The sequence below is a fragment of the Streptococcus mitis genome (assembly GCF_001579045.1).
Lineage (GTDB): Bacteria > Bacillota > Bacilli > Lactobacillales > Streptococcaceae > Streptococcus > Streptococcus mitis_D.
Genome location: NZ_KQ970264.1, coordinates 156,362 through 173,689 on the forward strand (window position 1 = coordinate 156,362; position 17,328 = coordinate 173,689).

Sequence of the window (17,328 nt, forward strand, 5' to 3'; positions counted from 1 at the left end):
TAATTTGAAGGATTTCATTCTTATGCTCAATGAAAATCAACGAGTATTAGGCCATGGACCCTGCCTGCAAACTATACATCTTGTGATAGGTTCCACCCAAGGCCAAGAGTTCCTCATGGGTTCCACTCTCGATAATGCGCCCCTTATCCAAAACATAAATACAGTTGGCGTCTTGGATGGTAGAAAGACGATGGGCGATGGCAATGGTTGTCCTCCCCTGTCTCATCTTCGCCAGAGAAGCTTGAACCAAACTTTCTGTTTCAGAGTCAATATTGGCTGTCGCTTCATCCAAAATCAGAATTTTAGGCTGACTGGCGACTGTTCTAGCAAAGGCAAGAAGCTGACGCTGACCAGTAGATAAGCTCGAACCACGCTCAGAAACAGGGGCGTCATAACCCTGCGGAAGCTCCTGAATAAAGGAATCTGCATCCACAAAAGCTGCCGCAGCCTGGACCTGCTCATCACTGATTTCTTGGTACATGGCGATATTGGACTTAATGGTTCCATGATAGAGGAAGGGATCCTGCAAGACCAGACCGATGTTCTTTCTCAGCTCTTCCTGACTGTAGTTCCTGATATCCACATCATCCAAGAGAACTCGCCCTGACTGGAATTCATAAAAGCGCATAAGGACATTGATAATAGACGATTTCCCAGAACCTGTATGACCTACAAAGGCAATGGTTTCACCCTTGTTAACAGAAAAAGAAATGTCATCCAGAATCGGATGTTTGCCATCATATGAGAAACACACATGTTCAAAGCGAATATTGCCTTCTTTGACCTCAGCTTGGCCATTTTCTTGAAGGGGCTCATAGGTTCTCTCATCGATTAAGGCAAAGACACGGCCTGCAGAAACCATGGACGTTTGTAGGGTTGAAAAGTTTTGCGTCACCTCAATCAAGGGATCAAAGAGACGATTGATGTACTGGATAAAGGCATACATGGTCCCGGCCGTTATTCCCAGATAAAGTCCACGATAGCCAAAATAGGCCATTAAAACTGCATATCCTAGGAGTTTCAGCAAACTCATTGCAGGTCGCAAAAAGAGGGCATCCAAGGCTACAGAACGGTTGGCATAGACCAAGTGTTCTTGGTTGATTTCATCAAACTCTGACTGTAGACGCTTCTCTTGATTAAAGGCCTGAATAATCCTGATGCCCTCGATATTCTCTGCCAGCTTACTATTGATATCTGACAAGAGACTTCTGGTTTTCTCAATGATTTTCACTGATTTTTTCCGATAGAGATTGACCAAAAGGAAAATCAAGGGGAGAAAGAGCAATACTAATGCTGTCAAACGAAAATCCAACACCAACATGGTATAAAGAGTTGTCAGAAAGATGAAAACTGCTGAGATAAAGCTAGATAAAATCCCTGAAAACATATCACTGATAGTCTCGGTGTCATTTGTCAAACGAGAGACGATAGAGCCTGCTGGCGTCTTGTCAAAATAAGACATGCCCAGTTTTTCCATATTGGCAAAGGCATCTCGACGAATATCTCTAACGATGCTGTAGGATACCCGCGCAAAGAGAAGATTGCCGACATACTGAACTACAGTTTGCAGGATATAAAGGCCATAGTAGGCCAGCAAAACGGTCACGGCGAGTTGGTTGAGATTGCTCAGATACTGGTCAATAAAGTGGGAAGCCACAAGGGGAATGACACTTTTGATGACCGTCGTCGCTAGTAGAAAACTGAGTGCCAAAAAAGTCAGGAGTCCATAAGACTTGAGATAGGACATCAAGCGCTTCAATACAGTCCATTGTTCTTTCTTATTCTGCATCTTCTTCTCCCTTCATTTCCAGCTGCTGAGACTGGTAGGTTTGGGCATACCAGCCTTCCAAGGCTATCAAGTCTTCGTGCGTACCCCGTTCGATAATTTGACCATTTTGCAGGACTAAAATCAAATCTGCATGGACAACTGCACTCAGGCGATGGGCAGTGATAATGGTTGTCTTGTCCTTTCGCGTCTCCTTAAGGTTGTCGATGATGGCATACTCTGTCTTGGCATCCACGGCCGACAAGGAATCATCTAAAATCAAGATATCAGGGTCTAAAATCATAGCTCGACTCATGGCCAGACGCTGCTTTTGACCACCAGAAAGACTGACTCCCTTTTCACCAATCAACGTCTCAAATCCCTGAGGCATGGCTACAATGTCTTGGTAAACTTGGGCTAGCTTCGTCGCTTCCTCGACTGCTGAAAGTGTTAAATCAGGATTCCCAAAGCGAATATTGTCTAAGATAGAAGTCGCAAAGAGGAACTGGTCCTGAGGGACATAGCCCATAAGACTGCGAAGGTCTGTCAGACGATAGTCACGAATATCGTGACCGTTTAGATAAATGGCTCCCCTATCCACATCATATTCACGCAAGAGGAGCTTGAGCAAGGACGTTTTACCAGAGCCTGTCTGCCCGACTAAGCCCAGTGTTTGCCCTTTTCCCAAACTAAAGTGAACATTTGTCAGTGTTTCCTCATTTTCAAAGGCAAAGCTATCAATATCGTACTGCAAGCGTCCGTTTTCAATGCCATCTAAAGGAAAGTCAGGGTCTTGTACAGGTGATTTCTGAGACAAAAGTTCCTCAATCCGCTGGTAAGAAACCTTCCCTCGCTGGGTAATATTAAAGAGGAAACCGATGGCCATAAGAGGCCAAACCAGCATATCCAAGTAGCTAATAAAGGTGACCAGATTCCCAACCGTGATTTGTCCTTTCTGAACCATCAAGGAACCGACCAAGAGGGTTAAAACATAGGAGGAACCAACAAATAAGAGAACCATAGGGTCAAAGAGGCTATCGTATTTCATGGTTTGGAGGTTCTTTTGGAAGGTCAATTCATTGACTGCCTGGAAAGACTTCAACTCGTCCGCCTGGTAACCGAAAGATTTGGTCACTTTGATACCTGATACGGACTCCTGTACCTTGTTATTAAGTTCGGAAAAGGCAGCTTGGGATTCGCCAAAGGCTTTATGAGTCTTTCTCCCTAGACGACTGGTCGCATAAGCCATGAAAGGCAGGGGCAAAATTGCAACTAGAGTCATCTGCCAGGAAATGCTAAAGAGCATGGTCAGCAAGGTCACTAAAGCCGTGATAGAGGCATCCACCGCAGACATAACACCGCCACCTGCTAGACGAGTCAAGGCATTGATATCGTTGGTGGCATGCGCCATCAGGTCCCCCGTCCGATAGGTTTGATAAAAGGCTGGAGACATTTTTGTGAAATGCTCAAACAAGCGAGACCGCATAATCTGTCCCAAACGGTAGGAAGTACCGAGGATATACATACGCCAAACATAGCGCAGATAGTACATTCCAAAGGCCGCAAGTAGCAAGTAAAATAGGTCAAGAAGAAGGTCCTGCTGGGTTAATTGCCCCGATGTGATAGCATCAATGACCCGCCCCATGACCATAGGGGGAATAAGATTGAGGACGGAAACCAAGACCAGGGCCACAATCCCGACTAGATAACGGCGTTTTTCTAACTTGAAAAACCACCAAAGTTTTTGAATAATGGACATAAAATCCCTTTCTGATTGCAAATGGAAACCTGAGGCCAAAACCCCAGGTTTTTCTTATTCATAGGTTACGACTGTAACGGCACCCTTGTCATACTCAGCGATAAAGATATTGGCTACATTGTCATGCCCTTGTTTGCTGAGATTATCAAGCAGCCACTCTTCGCTACGACCAATCGATTCCAAGACATCGACTTGGATCACACCGTCAGTCACAACTGGATACTTGGGATTTTCATCTCCCATTTGGACCACGATGAGTTGGCCATTTTGTTCTTGCACAGCTCGTTTAACTTGCTTCATCTGGAAAATCCCTTGGCTACGAAGTTTGAGGGCTACATCCGCTGCAGACAAGCCAACTGAACGACAGGCTTCTGGGTCAATCTGCCCATTTTTGATGAGGAGAGTTGGTTTCCCATCAATCAAGCGTTTCACAAAACGAACATTGTTATTAAGCCACTTGAGGGTCAAAACCAAAATCGTCCACATCATCAAAATCACTGCATACTGGAGAATGCTGATAGAACTATTGTAAATTACCCCGCCGATGATACCACCGAGAACATAGTTCTGAATTTGATCTGTCGCAGAGTTAGGTGCTAGGTTCCCCTTTCCTGTCACATTGATCACGAAAACCAGCGAGAAAAGACCCAAGGCCAGTTTGATTAAAATTTCCATATAGTTGAGTGTCATTTGTTTACCTCCACCAATTCAATAGCGTCTGTTTGATGCAATTCTATTTTCTCTAAAAGATACTTGTCTGGTTGGCTCCCGTTCATAGCACGATAGACATTTGAACCTACCTTGACAAGCGCTCCATCAGTGGCAGCTGAAGTATTGACGTAAACTTCTGATTTATCCACTCCCAAGTCTTTGGAAACAACCTCTATGAAATGAAGGGAGGTTTGAAATTGATTGTTAGAGGCTTGATTGGTCTGGTATTTTGAAATTGTCACCAAAAGCATGGCCACTAAGGTCAAGGCCAAAATCATGACCAATTCCCGAAACTTAGTCCCCTTTTTATCTCGATAGGCCTTAAAGGTAAAAAATCCTGTGATAGCTAGGAGCACAATCCCAAAGCCAATCATAATTCCATTTTGTTGACTGATTTGGCTAAGCACATAGTCATATGAGTAAAATTTCATTTATTTTCACTCCCTTTCATAAAATCATTCTTACATTATAAACAAAAGAGGGTGATTTTTCAAACCATACGTTGGGGAAATAGACTTATCAGACCAACTTCTCTAACTAATGACTCAAATACCTGTTTCAAGATTCTAATTTTGATAATTGATAAGAATAGACACTAGGAATTATCACTACAAAGAAAAGTGTCAAGAAGAATACCCAGTAAACATATAGTTGCACAAAGGAATTTAGAAACAATAACAATCCTCCTAATACCCAAATTTTTCCAGCTAGGCGATGCGTTTTTCTCCAGTTTCCATCATTCTCCAAGGTCCACGGTAGTCGAATACCGATTATATAATTTCGGTGTGTTTTTGGTAGATAATTTCCAATTACGATCATCACGACTCCCATAAAAATCTGAGCTAGTAGCCCACTCATCATGGAATAACCCAAAGATTCTCCGTATATAGAAATCATTGATAGACAAGATACAAAAGGAATAATCCAGTAAATTAAAATTTGTATTTTTGAACTGATATTGCTAGATTTAGGATCCTTAACCATTAAAAATAGAAGCACCCAATGCATCAAAAGCATGAGAGCCGGCAATCCAAAGATAGCAAACACTTTATGATTGTAGCCATCTGCTTGACCCAGTAGATTAAAATGAGTGGGTATCTCCTCTGGTAATTGATTCCAGAAAACACAACCTACAATGGAAGGTAGTAGGATGAGAATGCTCGTAAATAATACCAATTTCTTATTGATTTTTATCTTCATCAAAATGATCTCCTTTCAGATCTGCTAACCAAACCATTATATCCTCTAAAACCGATGTATTTAACTCATAATAAATAAAGTTTTTTTCTTTCATTTCATGAATCAAATCCGCTGCTCTCAAAATCGTGAGATGGTGTGAAATCGTTGCACCTGTCAACTCGAAATAACTGGCAATTTCTCCTGCAGATAATCTACCTGCTTTGAGTAAATTTAAAATCTCTCTTCTAACTGGATGAGATAAGGCTTTAAAACTATTTGCAAAACTCATAATGACTCCTTTCCCTTTGTAATATTAGTAGGGCTAGGAATAAGCAAGGTAGAACTGATAGCATTCCTGTCGGTGATGGACCTAAAATCAAGAGGCTTGAAACTTTTTCTCCTGGTAATTGAAAGAGTAAACCAAGACCTGCAGTTGCATTGATTGCCCCATGAAATAGGGCAGAAGCCCAGATAGAATCTGTCTTTTCCAACAACCAGCTTAACAATATTCCTAGGCTAAAACAAAATAGAAACATAGCAACAACTCCCAAAACGGGATAAGCAAAATAAGTAAGGCCATAATTATAGCCTTGCAAATTGATTGGTAGATGCCAAAGACTCCAAATGAGACCAAGCAAGACATGAGTCTGGACTCTTGAAAAGCGTCCTCTTAGAGCTGGGTAAAGATAGCCACGCCAACCAATTTCCTCTCCCAATGTAAAGAAACTATTAAGAAAAGGAGCGTAGGTCAAACTAGCTAGGATTTGAATCAAGACCAAGGAAGATAAGGGAATGGCTGATTGAGAGACACCTTTTTCTTGTAAAATAGTTTGAATAGATTCAAAACCAAGGCTGAAATTGCTAGGGAATACAAGAAAATAAAGTCCTGCTCCTAAAAAACTGATAACTGCTGGTAACCAGATAGCTAGTAAGTAAAAGCGCCAGTTCCTCTTGAAATTCACGGCTAATTTAGATTTGATTCCACTAGGTTGATTCGTTATTTTCCCTAAGAGAAAGACTGCAAGCGCAGGCATCCACATGGCTACAATACTAGCAAGCTGACTCCATGGAGAATTTAGACCAACACCACTTAGCCATAGTGTCAACCATATTATCCAAGCAGGGGCATAAGCCAAGACCACAAAAAGAAGGATTGTTTTCTTATTTGACATATATGTAACTTCACTTTCTATTTAGATGTTTTTCTAAATAACATTATACACCTTTCTATTCTAAACACAAGACCTATTTAGATTTTTTTCTAAATAGTTTAGGGAATTTTTATTTTCTAAGGATAAAGTCTAAAGAGTAATTTTCAAACCATACGTTGGGGAAATAGACCTTTTTTTGGTATAATAAAATCTATAATCTGAATGAAAAAGGTAACTTTATGAAACTTATCTCATGGAATATTGATTCCCTCAATGCTGCCCTAACTAGTGACTCAGCTCGTGCCAAATTGTCCCAAGAAGTCCTACAAACCTTGGTCGCTGAAAATGCTGATATCATTGCTATCCAAGAAACCAAGCTTTCTGCCAAAGGGCCTACAAAGAAACACTTGGAAATTTTAGAAGAACTCTTTCCAGGTTATGAAAACACGTGGCGTTCTTCCCAAGAGCCTGCCCGTAAAGGCTATGCTGGAACCATGTTCCTCTATAAGAAAGAACTCACACCCACTGTCACTTTCCCAGAAATCGGTGCCCCTTCTACCATGGACTTGGAAGGTCGTATCATCACTCTAGAATTTGATGATTTTTTCGTTACCCAAGTTTACACTCCAAACGCTGGCGACGGCCTCAAACGCTTGGAAGAACGTCAAGTCTGGGATGTCAAATATGCTGAGTACTTGGCTGAACTAGACAAAGAAAAACCAGTCCTTGCAACTGGTGACTACAACGTAGCCCACAATGAAATCGACCTTGCAAATCCTGGCAGCAACCGCCGTTCACCAGGATTTACCGACGAGGAACGTGCTGGATTTACCAACCTTTTAGCAACTGGATTTACGGATACCTTCCGCCACATTCACGGCGATGTTCCAGAACGCTACACTTGGTGGGCACAACGCAGTAAGACTTCTAAAATCAACAATACAGGCTGGAGAATCGACTACTGGCTCACAAGTAACCGCATCGCTGACAAGGTCACTAAATCTGATATGATTGACTCAGGTGCTCGCCAAGACCACACACCGATTGTCTTGGAAATTGACCTGTAAGGAGTTTCTATATGGACTACAATGCGGTCATTCCCGAGTTTCTCGTATCGAATATAGAGCAGTCTCGTTCCTTCTACTGTGATTTACTCGGTTTTAGGATTGAATATGAGCGCCCGGAAGAAAACTTTCTCTTCCTTTCTCTTGAAGATTGCCAGCTAATGCTAGAGGAGGGGTCAAAGGACCAACTAGCTGAACTGACCTACCCATTTGGTCGTGGAGTCAATCTCTCCTTTGGCATAAAGGATGTTCCAAAACTCTATCAAAAAGTGATGGAGGCAAACTATCCTATTTATCGTCCCTTAACCAAAAGAAAGTTTCGTGTTGAGGATCACTATATCTATCCACATGAATTTGCAGTTTTGGATCCAGATGGCTATTTTTTAAGATTTAGCGAGTAGAATAATAAAGACTGGGTAAAGTCTTTAAAATCAGAAAAAGGCATATTGTCAGGTCTTGAAAAAACTTGATGATATGCCTTTTATGATGGAAAAATCTTCTAAATGTTAGCCAATAACTGATTTTTTGCCCATTTTTATTATATTCGTTCGTTTTTTAAATCAAAACACTAACAAAACAGTTGATTTCTAAAGTTATTTAGTGTAAAATAAAAACATTGGCACAAGCCTATTTTAAATTAAATATCATTTTACTTGTTTATGTCGTGAATTGGCACGATGTTTCTACAAGGTGCCGTAACACCTAACAATAAGTAAGTCAGAAGTGGGGTATGGTCGTTTTTGCCATGCCTATTTTGGGGACTTACTTAGAGATTAAGTAGGTCCTTTTTCTATCAGTTTTATTAGATAGAAATCTGAAACAAGCAAAAGGATTGGCTTTTAGACTTTAGGAGGTCTTATGAAATTATTAGAAGAGCGCATCCTCAAGGATGGGCATATCTTGGGTGATAGCATCCTCAAAGTGGATTCCTTTTTAACCCACCAAGTTGACTTTAGCCTAATGAGAGAAATCGGTAAGGTTTTTGCGGAAAAATTTGCTGCTGCTGGCATTACTAAGGTTGTGACCATTGAAGCGTCAGGCATCGCTCCAGCCGTTTTTACAGCTGAAGCCTTAAACGTTCCCATGATTTTCGCTAAAAAAGCTAAAAATATCACTATGAACGAAGGCATCTTAACTGCCGAAGTTTACTCCTTTACCAAGCAGGTAACCAGCACCGTTTCTATCGCTGGAAAATTCCTCTCACCAGAGGACAAGGTCTTGATTATCGACGATTTCCTTGCTAATGGCCAAGCTGCTAAAGGCTTGATTCAAATCATCGAACAGGCCGGAGCCTCAGTCGAAGCTATCGGTATCGTGATTGAAAAATCTTTCCAAGATGGTCGTGATCTGCTTGAAAAAGCAGGCTACCCTGTTCTATCACTCGCTCGTTTGGATCGTTTTGAAAATGGTCAAGTCATATTTAAGGAGGCAGATCTCTAATGCAAACTCAAGAAAAACACTCGCAAGCAGCCGTTCTTGGCTTGCAGCACTTACTAGCCATGTACTCAGGATCTATCCTGGTTCCCATTATGATTGCGACAGCCCTTGGCTATTCAACTGAGCAGTTAACCTACCTGATTTCCACAGATATCTTCATGTGTGGGGTGGCAACCTTCCTCCAACTCCAACTCAACAAATACTTTGGTATTGGACTACCAGTCGTTCTTGGAGTTGCCTTCCAATCAGTCGCTCCCTTGATTATGATTGGGCAAAGCCATGGTAGTGGTGCTATGTTTGGTGCCCTTATCGCATCAGGGATTTACGTGGTTCTTGTTTCAGGTATCTTCTCAAAAGTGGCCAATCTCTTCCCATCTATCGTAACAGGATCTGTTATCACAACAATTGGATTGACCTTGATTCCTGTGGCTATTGGAAATATGGGAAATAACGTTCCAGAACCAACTGGTCAAAGTCTCTTGCTTGCAGCTATCACTGTTCTGATTATCCTCTTGATCAACATCTTTACCAAAGGATTTATCAAGTCTATCTCTATTTTGATTGGTCTAGTTGTTGGAACTGCCATTGCTGCTAGCATGGGCTTGGTTGACTTCTCTCCTGTTGCAGCAGCACCACTTATCCATGTCCCAACTCCCCTCTACTTTGGGATGCCAACCTTTGAAATCTCATCTATTGTCATGATGTGTATCATCGCAACAGTGTCTATGGTTGAGTCGACTGGTGTTTACCTAGCCTTGTCTGATATCACAAAGGATCCAATCGACAGCACGCGCCTTCGCAACGGTTACCGCGCAGAAGGTTTGGCCGTACTTCTCGGAGGAATCTTTAACACCTTCCCTTACACAGGATTTTCACAAAACGTTGGTTTGGTTAAATTATCAGGTATCAAGACTCGCCTGCCAATCTACTACGCAGCTGGTTTCCTGGTTCTCCTTGGACTCCTTCCTAAGTTTGGCGCCCTTGCCCAAATCATTCCAAGCCCTGTCCTCGGTGGTGCCATGCTGGTAATGTTTGGTTTTGTATCGATTCAAGGGATGCAAATCCTCGCCCGTGTTGACTTTGCTAACAATGAACACAACTTCCTTATCGCAGCTGTATCAATCTCCGCAGGTGTCGGACTAAACAACAGTAATCTCTTTGTCAGCATGCCAACAGCCTTCCAAATGTTCTTCTCAAACGGAATCGTCGTAGCTAGCCTACTCGCCATTGTACTCAATGCAGTATTAAATCATAAGAAGAAATAAAAAAAAAGAGGTGCGAGCCTCTTTTTTTATGTTATATCCTTACCTGTCTTTCTTCTGACCGCTGGCCTGTGACAAACATGGTAAAGGTTGCTTTGCAGACATTTCTGCCCTCTTGATTGGTGATATCCACATCCACTACACAGGTTGTGCGACCTTGATGGACGCATTCTCCTTTAATGGTCAACACGTCGTCGAGTTTTCCTGCTTTGAGGTAGTTGATAGAGGATTGGAGAGTCACTCCATCAAGCCCCAGCGAGATAAGCACCAAACCGCTGATCTGGTCGCAAAGGGTAAAGAGATAACCACCATGGGCATTGCCATAGTAGTTGAGCGACGAGTCCACTACTTTGGTCGTCACCACAACGTGACCATCTCTCATTTGTTCAATTTCGTAATTTTCAAAGGCAGATATAGCGTCAAAATGAAAGTCTTTCATCGTTTCCTCCTGATAGTTCAAACGACACTATGATACTACTTTTTATAGGACTGTGCAAGGAGAAAGCTCCTAGCCTGGTAAAATTCCGACCTGCTCCACAAAGCGCATAAAGGCTGCCTGTCCTTGCTCTGTCTGCTTGTAGACTCCTGCGTCCTCAAGTACACTCGCAAAGATAGCACCTACAGAGTCCTTAACGATTTCAAGGGCTCTTTCTTTATCCGCTAGATCTGGATGTTGGGCTTTGAGTTGGTCTGCCCATTCCTGATGATAATCGACAACTGAGACAGCTTCTCCTACAAGATAGCTAGCGACTTGCTCCACTTCTGCTTTCAAACGAGGTGGTAAGATAGCCAAGCCCATGACCTCAATCAAGCCGATATTTTCCTTCTTGATATGTTGAACATCCTTGTGAGGATGATAGATGCCATCAGGATGTTCTGCAGAAGTCTGATTGTCCCGCAAGACCAAGTCCAACTCAAACTGTCCATCGCGTTTACGGGCAATGGGTGTGATGGTATGGTGTGGTGTTCCATTACTTTCTGCCAAGACTTGCACCCTTGGATCTGAATACTGGTGCCATTCCTGCAAAATCTTGTCAGCTAAGTTGATCAAATCTTCTTTGGAAGCCGAAGTCAAACGCAACACTGACATAGGCCACTTGACAATCCCAGCCTTGACCTGCTCAAAACCAGCAAATCGGAAGGTCTTTTGCAAGGGAGCCAATTCCATAGGAAATACGTGACGGCCTCCCTGATAATGATCATGAGTTAGAATAGAACCTCCCACAATCGGCAAGTCGGCATTAGAGCCAGCAAAATATCCTGGAAACTGCTCTACAATAGCCAGTAGACGCTCAAAACTCTGACGGCTAATCGTCATGGGACGATGCTGCCCATCTAAGAAAATACAGTGCTCATTAAAGTAAGCATAGGGCGAATACTGGAAGCCCCATTCCTGATCAGCCATTTCAAAACGGATAATACGGTGGTTGCTGCGAGCTGGGTGGTTTACCCGACCATGGTAGCCTTCATTCTCTAGACAAAGCTGACACTGAGGATAATTACTAGCTTGCACCAACTTGGCTGCCGCAATCTCTTTGGGATCCTTTTCAGGCTTAGAGAGATTGATGGTAATTTCAAGCTCTCCGTAATCAGATGGAACACGATAAGCGATATTTTTAGCAATAGCCTTGAGTTTGATGTAGTCATTCTTCTGACTGAGTTGGTAAAAATCCGCTATCGCTTGCTCAGGAGAGTGGGCATAGGTTGTCCAAAAGTCACGATTGACCTGACTCGGACAAGGAGTCACCAAGTCCATCAGTTCAGCACCAAGGATTTCACGTGCAGTCTGACTGTCCTCAATCGTCTCTAATCGAACGGCTTCTTCAACCAGCTGGTCCTTGAGGTCAATCAATTTATCCAGATTGGTCTCAACTTCCAAAACGCTATCTCCCACTCGTGCCAAGACACGATTGGTCAGGTAGATTCGATCCATTTCCTCAAATGAACTTTCAGAAATGACATGTGTTACAAATTTATCTACTAAGGTCACTATAGAGCCTCCTTTTGACTAGTCAAGGACGCGAGTGCCACCTGCAACTTCAGCGATATAGAAGCTTGGAGCGTATCCAACTACTTCCTCGTAGTGTTTGCCTACAGCTTCCTTAAAGGCATCAACAGCATCTTTTTGCACCAAAGCAATGGCACATCCGCCAAAACCTGCCCCTGTCATACGAGCACCGAGAACGCCTTCTTGTGCCCAAGCTGTGTGAACAAGAGTATCCAATTCCAATCCAGTCACTTCATAGTCATGCTCTAGGGAAACGTGTGACGCATTCATCAAGCGACCAAATGTTCCCAAATCACCTGCTTGGAGGGCTGCTTGAGCTTTAAGGGTACGTTGGTTTTCAAGCACAGCATGGCGAGCACGTTTCAAACGATTTTCATCTTTAATCAGGTAGCTATATTGGTCAAAGGCCCACTCATCCAATTCACCCAAGGTCTGAATATCTAAGGCTACTTGCAATTCTTCCACTGCTTTTTCACACTCAGCACGACGTTCATTGTATTTAGAGTCCGCCAATTCACGGCGTTTGTTAGTGTTCGTGATAACAACGACATTGTCCTTCAAATCAAGTGGCACCAAGTCATACTCTAAAGTGTTAGTATCTAAGTAAATAGCACGTTGGTCAGCTCCCATACCGATAGCAAACTGGTCCATGATACCAGAGTTGACTCCGATAAAATTGTTTTCTGTTTGTTTTCCGATTTTAACCAAATCCAAACGGTCTAATTTTAAATCAAAGAGATGCTCTGCCACGACTCCTGTCAAGAGTTCAAGGGATGCTGAAGAAGACAAGCCAGCACCATTTGGGATATTCCCATAAACATAAAAATCAAAACCTTTGTCAATCACATGTCCAGCTTCTTGCAAGAAATGAAGGACACCTTTTGGATAGTTGGTCCAGTTATGCTCTTTTTCAAACTTGAGGTCCGCTAAAGGTACTTCGATAATGCCCTTGTCCTCAAAGTTAGCTGAGTAGAAACGCAAGACTTGGTCATCACGTTTGCGAGCTGCCCCATATGTTCCCAAGGAAATAGCAGCAGGAAAAACGTGCCCACCGTTGTAGTCTGTGTGTTCACCAATCAAATTGATACGGCCTGGTGAAAAGAAAGTTTGGTCCGCTTCTTGACCAAAAACAGCAAGAAAGTCTTTGCGAAGAGTTTCAGCAGTAAGATGTTGTGTCATATGATTTCTCCTTTGACTGTCCGTTAAGGTACCTTAACGTGTAATCGTTTTCTTCTATTGTATCCAAGGGATTCCCCAAGGTCAATCCTTTTTACTAAAATTTTACTAAACTATCGGTAAAAAGCAGAAAAATATGATATACTAACCTTAAAGAAGGAGGATTTATGGCTACCTTAAAAGACATTGCACAGCTAGCCTCTGTCTCTATCGCGACCGTATCCCGTGTCCTCAACCGCGACCAGAGCCTATCTGTTACAGAAGAAACCAGACACCGTATTTTAACTGTTGCTGAAGAGTTGGGCTACACTAAGCACCTCAAGACAGGCGAGTCCCACAAGCCCAAGCAAAAGATTGCCATTATCCAATGGGTCAGTGAACAAGGAGAGCTGGACGACCTTTACTACTACCAGATTCGCTTAGGCATAGAAAAAAGAGCCCAAGAGTTGGACTACGATATCTTGCGCTATTTTAATGACCATCCTTTTACCCTAAGCGAGGAAGTGATTGGGATTCTCTGCATCGGAAAATTTAGCCGAGCACAGATTTCTGCCTTTGAAGAATACCAAAAGCCTCTTGTATTTCTAGACAGCGATACACTTTCCCTGGGACATACCTGCATTATCACGGACTTTTATACTGCCATGAAACAGGTTGTCGATTATTTTCTCAGCCAAGGGATGGACCGTATCGGGATTCTAACAGGGCTTGAGGAAACAACTGACCAAGAAAAAATCATTGAGGATAAACGGCTGGAAAATTTCAGAAACTACAGTCAAGCAAAGGGAATCTATCATGATGAACTAATCTTTCAAGGCAGCTTTACTGCCCAGTCTGGCTATGACTTAATGAAAGAGGCCATTCAGAGCTTGGGAGACCAACTCCCACCAGCCTTTTTCGCAGCCAGCGATAGTTTAGCTATCGGTGCCCTCCGTGCCCTCCAAGAAGCTGGAATCACTCTGCCAGACCGCGTCAGCCTTATTTCCTTTAACGACACCAGCCTGACCAAGCAGGTCTATCCACCCCTCTCCAGCATCACCGTCTATACCGAAGAAATGGGCCGAGCAGGTATGGATATTCTTAACAAAGAAGTACTCCACGGTCGCAAAATACCTAGCCTGACCATGCTGGGAACCAGACTGACTCTGAGAGAAAGTACAAGGAATGATTAGGATTACAAAACGACCTCTAGCAAGGCTGTTTCTCTAATAATCTCTATGATTCCGCTCCAACTCACACCTTTCGCTTATGTGCTTGGTGACTTTCTAGGTCAGCATCAACTTCAATGGTAATATTTTGAAAGCCACAATCTTTGAGGAAAATTCGAATAGATTCTTTACAAGTTTCCATATGCTCCATCTCTTTTAAACAAACATGGACAATGGCATTTTTTTCCAAACCATCCATAGTCCAGAGATTAAGCTGATTGATACTAGCGACATGATTCAATTCTGCTAAATCCGTCTTGATTTTCTGGATATCTACTCCTTCTGGCACTGCATCGAGGAATATCTTGAGCGTGCTCCAAAAACGTGGAAGAGCTTTTGACAGAATAAAGAAGGAAATAGCAAGAGACAAGAGCGGATCCAAGATATACCAATCGGTAAATCGAAGAACAATGGCCATCAGGATGACAGCCACCCAACCCAAGGTATCTTCCAGAAAGTGCAGGCTGAGAATGGATTCATTCTTGGTTTGTCCTTTGCGAATGACGAGACTCGCTAGCACATTGATAATAATCGCAATAATTCCTAACCAGAGAATCCCCTCATCATTGACCGATTGTGGATGAAAGATTTTCGCTATATTTTCCAAAATGACCAAAACGGACCCTGTCATAAGAATCACAGCCGTTACCATGGCCCCTAAAAGGCTAAAACGCTTGTAGCCCAAGGTATAGTGGCTGTCTTCTTCACGATTGGAGATACTTTCCAAAAAGGCTGAGATCCCAATAGCAATCGCATCTCCCAAGTCATGCACCGAGTCAGCAAGAACTGCACTGGAACCAAACACTCCACCAGCGATAAACTCGACAATGGCATAAGTCAAATTTAAGAAAAAAGCTAGCCAAACAGTATATTTTGCCTTCATATTTCTCATTCCTTTGTTATAATAGATTTATGAACATCTTGTTCATTATCATTATCCACTAAAACTCAAAGAAAGGATAGAAGCAAAAGGTCAGCTTTATTCAGTTCTGAACAATTTGCCTCAAGTGTCCATATGACTAACATTGACCGCCGTATCAGTAAAACAAAAAAAGCCATCTATCAAGCTTTTCTACAACTTTTGAACACTAAGGGCTACGAGGCCACTACTGTTCAGGATATTATTGATCTCGCAGATGTGGGACGTTCTACTTTTTACTGTCACTATGAGAGCAAGGAGCTGCTTCTGGACGAGCTCTGCCGCTACCTCTTCCATCACCTCTTTGAAAGAGAGCATTCTATTTCAACCGAAGATTACCTTGCCCATATCTTTCAGCATTTCAAGAAAAATCAAGACCATGTAACCAGTCTCTTGCTCTCTAAAAACGATTATTTTATCCGGCAACTGCGAAAAGAACTGGAACATGATGTCTACCCAATAGTAGCCGACGAACTAATCCAATCGTACCCCAACATTCCTCACTCCTATCTCAAACACCTAGTCGTAAGCCATTTCATTGAAACCCTCAGCTGGTGGTTGAAAAAAGGCAAGTCCTACTCCGAACAAGAAGTGATCCAGTTTTATTTGGAAATCCTACATGTCTATAATTAAACAGAAAAACGAGTCCAAAAGGGCTCGTTTTGACTTTTTATGGATTAAATTGTTTAGGAATGACAATAAATAGAAGGGTCACTAGGACTGAAATCCCAACTCCTGCCGGAAAAATCGTCAGGGACAAGATTAATCCAAGAATCTTAATGCCAATGTCCCAAGTCAACCATTTTTGGCGATCTGCATTCAACCCATACATTTCTGCGCCATCATTTATCTCCTCAAGCGTACGATAATACCATAAGACTGAAAAAGTAATCAGTAGGACGATGACTCCGTAAAAGGCCTGCATAGTCCCATTCGTAAAATGAGTCGCTATGAGCTGTGTCGCATAGGGAAAGAGGGAAGAGAAAAAAAGCATAACAATGGTAGCCCAAACCGTTTTTTGACTGATTTTTTGAATAAGGTGGGAGGCAGCGTGAATATTGGCCCACATAGCTCCTAGCCAAAAGAAAGAGATGGCGTAGGCGAGAAAATTTGTTCGAAGCTCCCATAATCCTTGTACATCAAATGTCTTCGGTTTTTCCAACTCAAGCACCAAGATAGTCATAACGATGGCTAAAACTGCATCTATAAAAGCCCCCAAACGTTCTTTTTCCATGATTTGCGGTTGTTTATTCATTTTCCAATCCTTTCAACTCCCACTATACTTCGTTAATAAGTGATCGTTTATTTCTATGCTACAGTATAGCATGTTTTGATAAAAAATTAAACTCGGAAGAGCAAAATAGATTTGATATCCTTCAAGTATATCACTTCATTTAACAATTAGGAAATCGGCTTCCCCTTATCGGAAGTAGTATTGCGACCTTATCTCTCATCCTCTACTGCTTTTTGCCGATTGTCGCACTATTTCTTTGGCTGATTGGCTGTGGGTTGATTTGCTACGGAGCCTATTGGAATGGCAAGCACAAAGAAAACTTCAATCTAGCCCACCATGTCATTCGATTGGGAATCGCTCTGCTAATCACTATTTTATTAGCCCTCATATAAGAAAAGCTCAAGTTGTATCAATGAAAACTTGAGCTCTTTTATTATTCCATTCATCATCCAAAA

At 42.4% G+C, this 17,328-nt stretch carries 18 protein-coding genes, 1 pseudogene and 1 riboswitch; of the genes and pseudogenes, 7 read left to right on the top strand and 12 right to left on the bottom strand.

The features are described 5' to 3' along the window. Positions 1-46 precede the first annotated feature (46 nt). The 7 genes from SMIDD28_RS09225 to SMIDD28_RS09255 all read right to left on the bottom strand — a co-directional run bounded on the left by SMIDD28_RS09225 (position 47) and on the right by SMIDD28_RS09255 (position 6,586). On the bottom strand, positions 47-1,789 hold the full coding sequence (locus SMIDD28_RS09225) for an ABC transporter ATP-binding protein (RefSeq protein ID WP_061425708.1): 1,743 nt from the start codon (positions 1,787-1,789) through the stop codon (positions 47-49). After that, on the bottom strand, positions 1,779-3,524 hold the full coding sequence (locus tag SMIDD28_RS09230; protein ID WP_061425709.1) for an ABC transporter ATP-binding protein: 1,746 nt from the start codon (positions 3,522-3,524) through the stop codon (positions 1,779-1,781). The genes SMIDD28_RS09225 and SMIDD28_RS09230 overlap by 11 nt, the downstream gene beginning before the upstream one ends. A 54-nt stretch (positions 3,525-3,578) precedes the next feature. Continuing rightward, complete coding sequence (locus SMIDD28_RS09235) at positions 3,579-4,214, bottom strand: DUF421 domain-containing protein (protein WP_000174448.1); 636 nt, start codon at positions 4,212-4,214, stop codon at positions 3,579-3,581. Then, positions 4,211-4,666: a DUF3290 family protein gene (locus SMIDD28_RS09240; RefSeq protein WP_061425710.1), complete on the bottom strand. Its 456-nt coding sequence runs from the start codon at positions 4,664-4,666 to the stop codon at positions 4,211-4,213. The genes SMIDD28_RS09235 and SMIDD28_RS09240 overlap by 4 nt, the downstream gene beginning before the upstream one ends. Positions 4,667-4,793: 127 nt before the next feature. After that, a complete protein-coding gene (locus SMIDD28_RS09245; protein ID WP_081103283.1) occupies positions 4,794-5,435 on the bottom strand; it encodes an SdpI family protein in 642 nt (213 codons plus the stop codon). After that, positions 5,416-5,703 carry an autorepressor SdpR family transcription factor gene (locus SMIDD28_RS09250; RefSeq protein WP_000006512.1) on the bottom strand — a complete coding sequence of 96 codons (288 nt, stop codon included), beginning with the start codon at positions 5,701-5,703 and terminating at the stop codon, positions 5,416-5,418. Before SMIDD28_RS09250 ends, SMIDD28_RS09245 begins: the two co-directional genes overlap by 20 nt. Then, complete coding sequence (locus SMIDD28_RS09255) at positions 5,687-6,586, bottom strand: CPBP family intramembrane glutamic endopeptidase (RefSeq protein ID WP_061425711.1); 900 nt, start codon at positions 6,584-6,586, stop codon at positions 5,687-5,689. Before SMIDD28_RS09255 ends, SMIDD28_RS09250 begins: the two co-directional genes overlap by 17 nt. Positions 6,587-6,804: 218 nt before the next feature. Here SMIDD28_RS09255 and SMIDD28_RS09260 point away from each other — a divergent pair, with 218 nt between their 5' ends. The 4 genes from SMIDD28_RS09260 to SMIDD28_RS09275 all read left to right on the top strand — a co-directional run bounded on the left by SMIDD28_RS09260 (position 6,805) and on the right by SMIDD28_RS09275 (position 10,331). After that, positions 6,805-7,632 (top strand): exodeoxyribonuclease III, encoded by an 828-nt coding sequence (locus SMIDD28_RS09260; RefSeq protein ID WP_061425712.1) that lies wholly within the window; start codon positions 6,805-6,807, stop codon positions 7,630-7,632. A gap of 11 nt (positions 7,633-7,643) precedes the next feature. Then, positions 7,644-8,030: a bleomycin resistance protein gene (locus tag SMIDD28_RS09265; RefSeq protein WP_061425713.1), complete on the top strand. Its 387-nt coding sequence runs from the start codon at positions 7,644-7,646 to the stop codon at positions 8,028-8,030. A gap of 232 nt (positions 8,031-8,262) precedes the next feature. After that, positions 8,263-8,358, top strand: a riboswitch (purine riboswitch). 129 nt (positions 8,359-8,487) lie between these two features. Beyond that, on the top strand, positions 8,488-9,069 hold the full coding sequence (locus SMIDD28_RS09270; protein ID WP_061425714.1) for a xanthine phosphoribosyltransferase: 582 nt from the start codon (positions 8,488-8,490) through the stop codon (positions 9,067-9,069). Next, complete coding sequence (locus SMIDD28_RS09275; RefSeq protein ID WP_061425715.1) at positions 9,069-10,331, top strand: nucleobase:cation symporter-2 family protein; 1,263 nt, start codon at positions 9,069-9,071, stop codon at positions 10,329-10,331. Before SMIDD28_RS09270 ends, SMIDD28_RS09275 begins: the two co-directional genes overlap by 1 nt. Positions 10,332-10,362: 31 nt before the next feature. Here SMIDD28_RS09275 and SMIDD28_RS09280 read toward each other — a convergent pair whose 3' ends face one another. From SMIDD28_RS09280 to SMIDD28_RS09290, 3 genes are all read right to left on the bottom strand, one after another. Further along, positions 10,363-10,767, bottom strand: a complete 405-nt coding sequence (locus tag SMIDD28_RS09280) for a PaaI family thioesterase (RefSeq protein WP_061425716.1) — start codon at positions 10,765-10,767, stop codon at positions 10,363-10,365. A gap of 69 nt (positions 10,768-10,836) precedes the next feature. Continuing rightward, the gene (locus SMIDD28_RS09285; protein WP_061425717.1) at positions 10,837-12,318 is read right to left on the bottom strand and encodes a UDP-glucose--hexose-1-phosphate uridylyltransferase; all 1,482 of its coding nucleotides are present in this window, start codon (positions 12,316-12,318) and stop codon (positions 10,837-10,839) included. An 18-nt stretch (positions 12,319-12,336) separates the two neighbouring features. After that, entirely contained in the window at positions 12,337-13,515 is a 1,179-nt protein-coding gene (locus SMIDD28_RS09290; RefSeq protein WP_061425718.1) for a galactokinase, read from the bottom strand. A 164-nt stretch (positions 13,516-13,679) separates the two neighbouring features. Between SMIDD28_RS09290 and galR the strand changes: the two genes are divergently transcribed. Further along, on the top strand, positions 13,680-14,684 hold the full coding sequence (galR, locus tag SMIDD28_RS09295; RefSeq protein WP_061425719.1) for a DNA-binding transcriptional regulator GalR: 1,005 nt from the start codon (positions 13,680-13,682) through the stop codon (positions 14,682-14,684). Positions 14,685-14,745: 61 nt separating this feature from the next. Here the strand turns inward: galR and SMIDD28_RS09300 are convergent, their stop codons facing one another. Beyond that, a complete protein-coding gene (locus SMIDD28_RS09300; RefSeq protein ID WP_061425720.1) occupies positions 14,746-15,603 on the bottom strand; it encodes a cation diffusion facilitator family transporter in 858 nt (285 codons plus the stop codon). A 132-nt stretch (positions 15,604-15,735) separates the two neighbouring features. On the opposite strand from SMIDD28_RS09300, the gene SMIDD28_RS09305 reads away from it, so the two are divergent. Then, positions 15,736-16,272 carry a TetR/AcrR family transcriptional regulator gene (locus SMIDD28_RS09305; RefSeq protein WP_061425721.1) on the top strand — a complete coding sequence of 179 codons (537 nt, stop codon included), beginning with the start codon at positions 15,736-15,738 and terminating at the stop codon, positions 16,270-16,272. 37 nt (positions 16,273-16,309) lie between these two features. Here SMIDD28_RS09305 and SMIDD28_RS09310 read toward each other — a convergent pair whose 3' ends face one another. Next, positions 16,310-16,894 (bottom strand): TMEM175 family protein, encoded by a 585-nt coding sequence (locus SMIDD28_RS09310; RefSeq protein WP_061425722.1) that lies wholly within the window; start codon positions 16,892-16,894, stop codon positions 16,310-16,312. Positions 16,895-17,040: 146 nt separating this feature from the next. Between SMIDD28_RS09310 and SMIDD28_RS12530 the strand changes: the two are divergent. After that, positions 17,041-17,265: pseudogene (locus SMIDD28_RS12530) on the top strand (glucuronide permease); the annotation flags it as partial. Positions 17,266-17,328: the final 63 nt, after the last annotated feature.

Coding starts and splice junctions, on each gene's coding strand:
- SMIDD28_RS09235 (WP_000174448.1), bottom strand. CDS start 4,214: ATGACACTCAACTATATGGAAATTTTAATCAAACTGGCCTTGGGTCTT.
- SMIDD28_RS09265 (WP_061425713.1), top strand. CDS start 7,644: ATGGACTACAATGCGGTCATTCCCGAGTTTCTCGTATCGAATATAGAG.
- SMIDD28_RS09230 (WP_061425709.1), bottom strand. CDS start 3,524: ATGTCCATTATTCAAAAACTTTGGTGGTTTTTCAAGTTAGAAAAACGC.
- SMIDD28_RS09260 (WP_061425712.1), top strand. CDS start 6,805: ATGAAACTTATCTCATGGAATATTGATTCCCTCAATGCTGCCCTAACT.
- SMIDD28_RS09310 (WP_061425722.1), bottom strand. CDS start 16,894: ATGAATAAACAACCGCAAATCATGGAAAAAGAACGTTTGGGGGCTTTT.
- SMIDD28_RS09255 (WP_061425711.1), bottom strand. CDS start 6,586: ATGTCAAATAAGAAAACAATCCTTCTTTTTGTGGTCTTGGCTTATGCC.
- SMIDD28_RS09270 (WP_061425714.1), top strand. CDS start 8,488: ATGAAATTATTAGAAGAGCGCATCCTCAAGGATGGGCATATCTTGGGT.
- SMIDD28_RS09290 (WP_061425718.1), bottom strand. CDS start 13,515: ATGACACAACATCTTACTGCTGAAACTCTTCGCAAAGACTTTCTTGCT.
- SMIDD28_RS09240 (WP_061425710.1), bottom strand. CDS start 4,666: ATGAAATTTTACTCATATGACTATGTGCTTAGCCAAATCAGTCAACAA.
- SMIDD28_RS09300 (WP_061425720.1), bottom strand. CDS start 15,603: ATGAAGGCAAAATATACTGTTTGGCTAGCTTTTTTCTTAAATTTGACT.
- SMIDD28_RS09275 (WP_061425715.1), top strand. CDS start 9,069: ATGCAAACTCAAGAAAAACACTCGCAAGCAGCCGTTCTTGGCTTGCAG.
- galR (WP_061425719.1), top strand. CDS start 13,680: ATGGCTACCTTAAAAGACATTGCACAGCTAGCCTCTGTCTCTATCGCG.
- SMIDD28_RS09225 (WP_061425708.1), bottom strand. CDS start 1,789: ATGCAGAATAAGAAAGAACAATGGACTGTATTGAAGCGCTTGATGTCC.
- SMIDD28_RS09245 (WP_081103283.1), bottom strand. CDS start 5,435: ATGAAGATAAAAATCAATAAGAAATTGGTATTATTTACGAGCATTCTC.
- SMIDD28_RS09250 (WP_000006512.1), bottom strand. CDS start 5,703: ATGAGTTTTGCAAATAGTTTTAAAGCCTTATCTCATCCAGTTAGAAGA.
- SMIDD28_RS09280 (WP_061425716.1), bottom strand. CDS start 10,767: ATGAAAGACTTTCATTTTGACGCTATATCTGCCTTTGAAAATTACGAA.
- SMIDD28_RS09305 (WP_061425721.1), top strand. CDS start 15,736: ATGACTAACATTGACCGCCGTATCAGTAAAACAAAAAAAGCCATCTAT.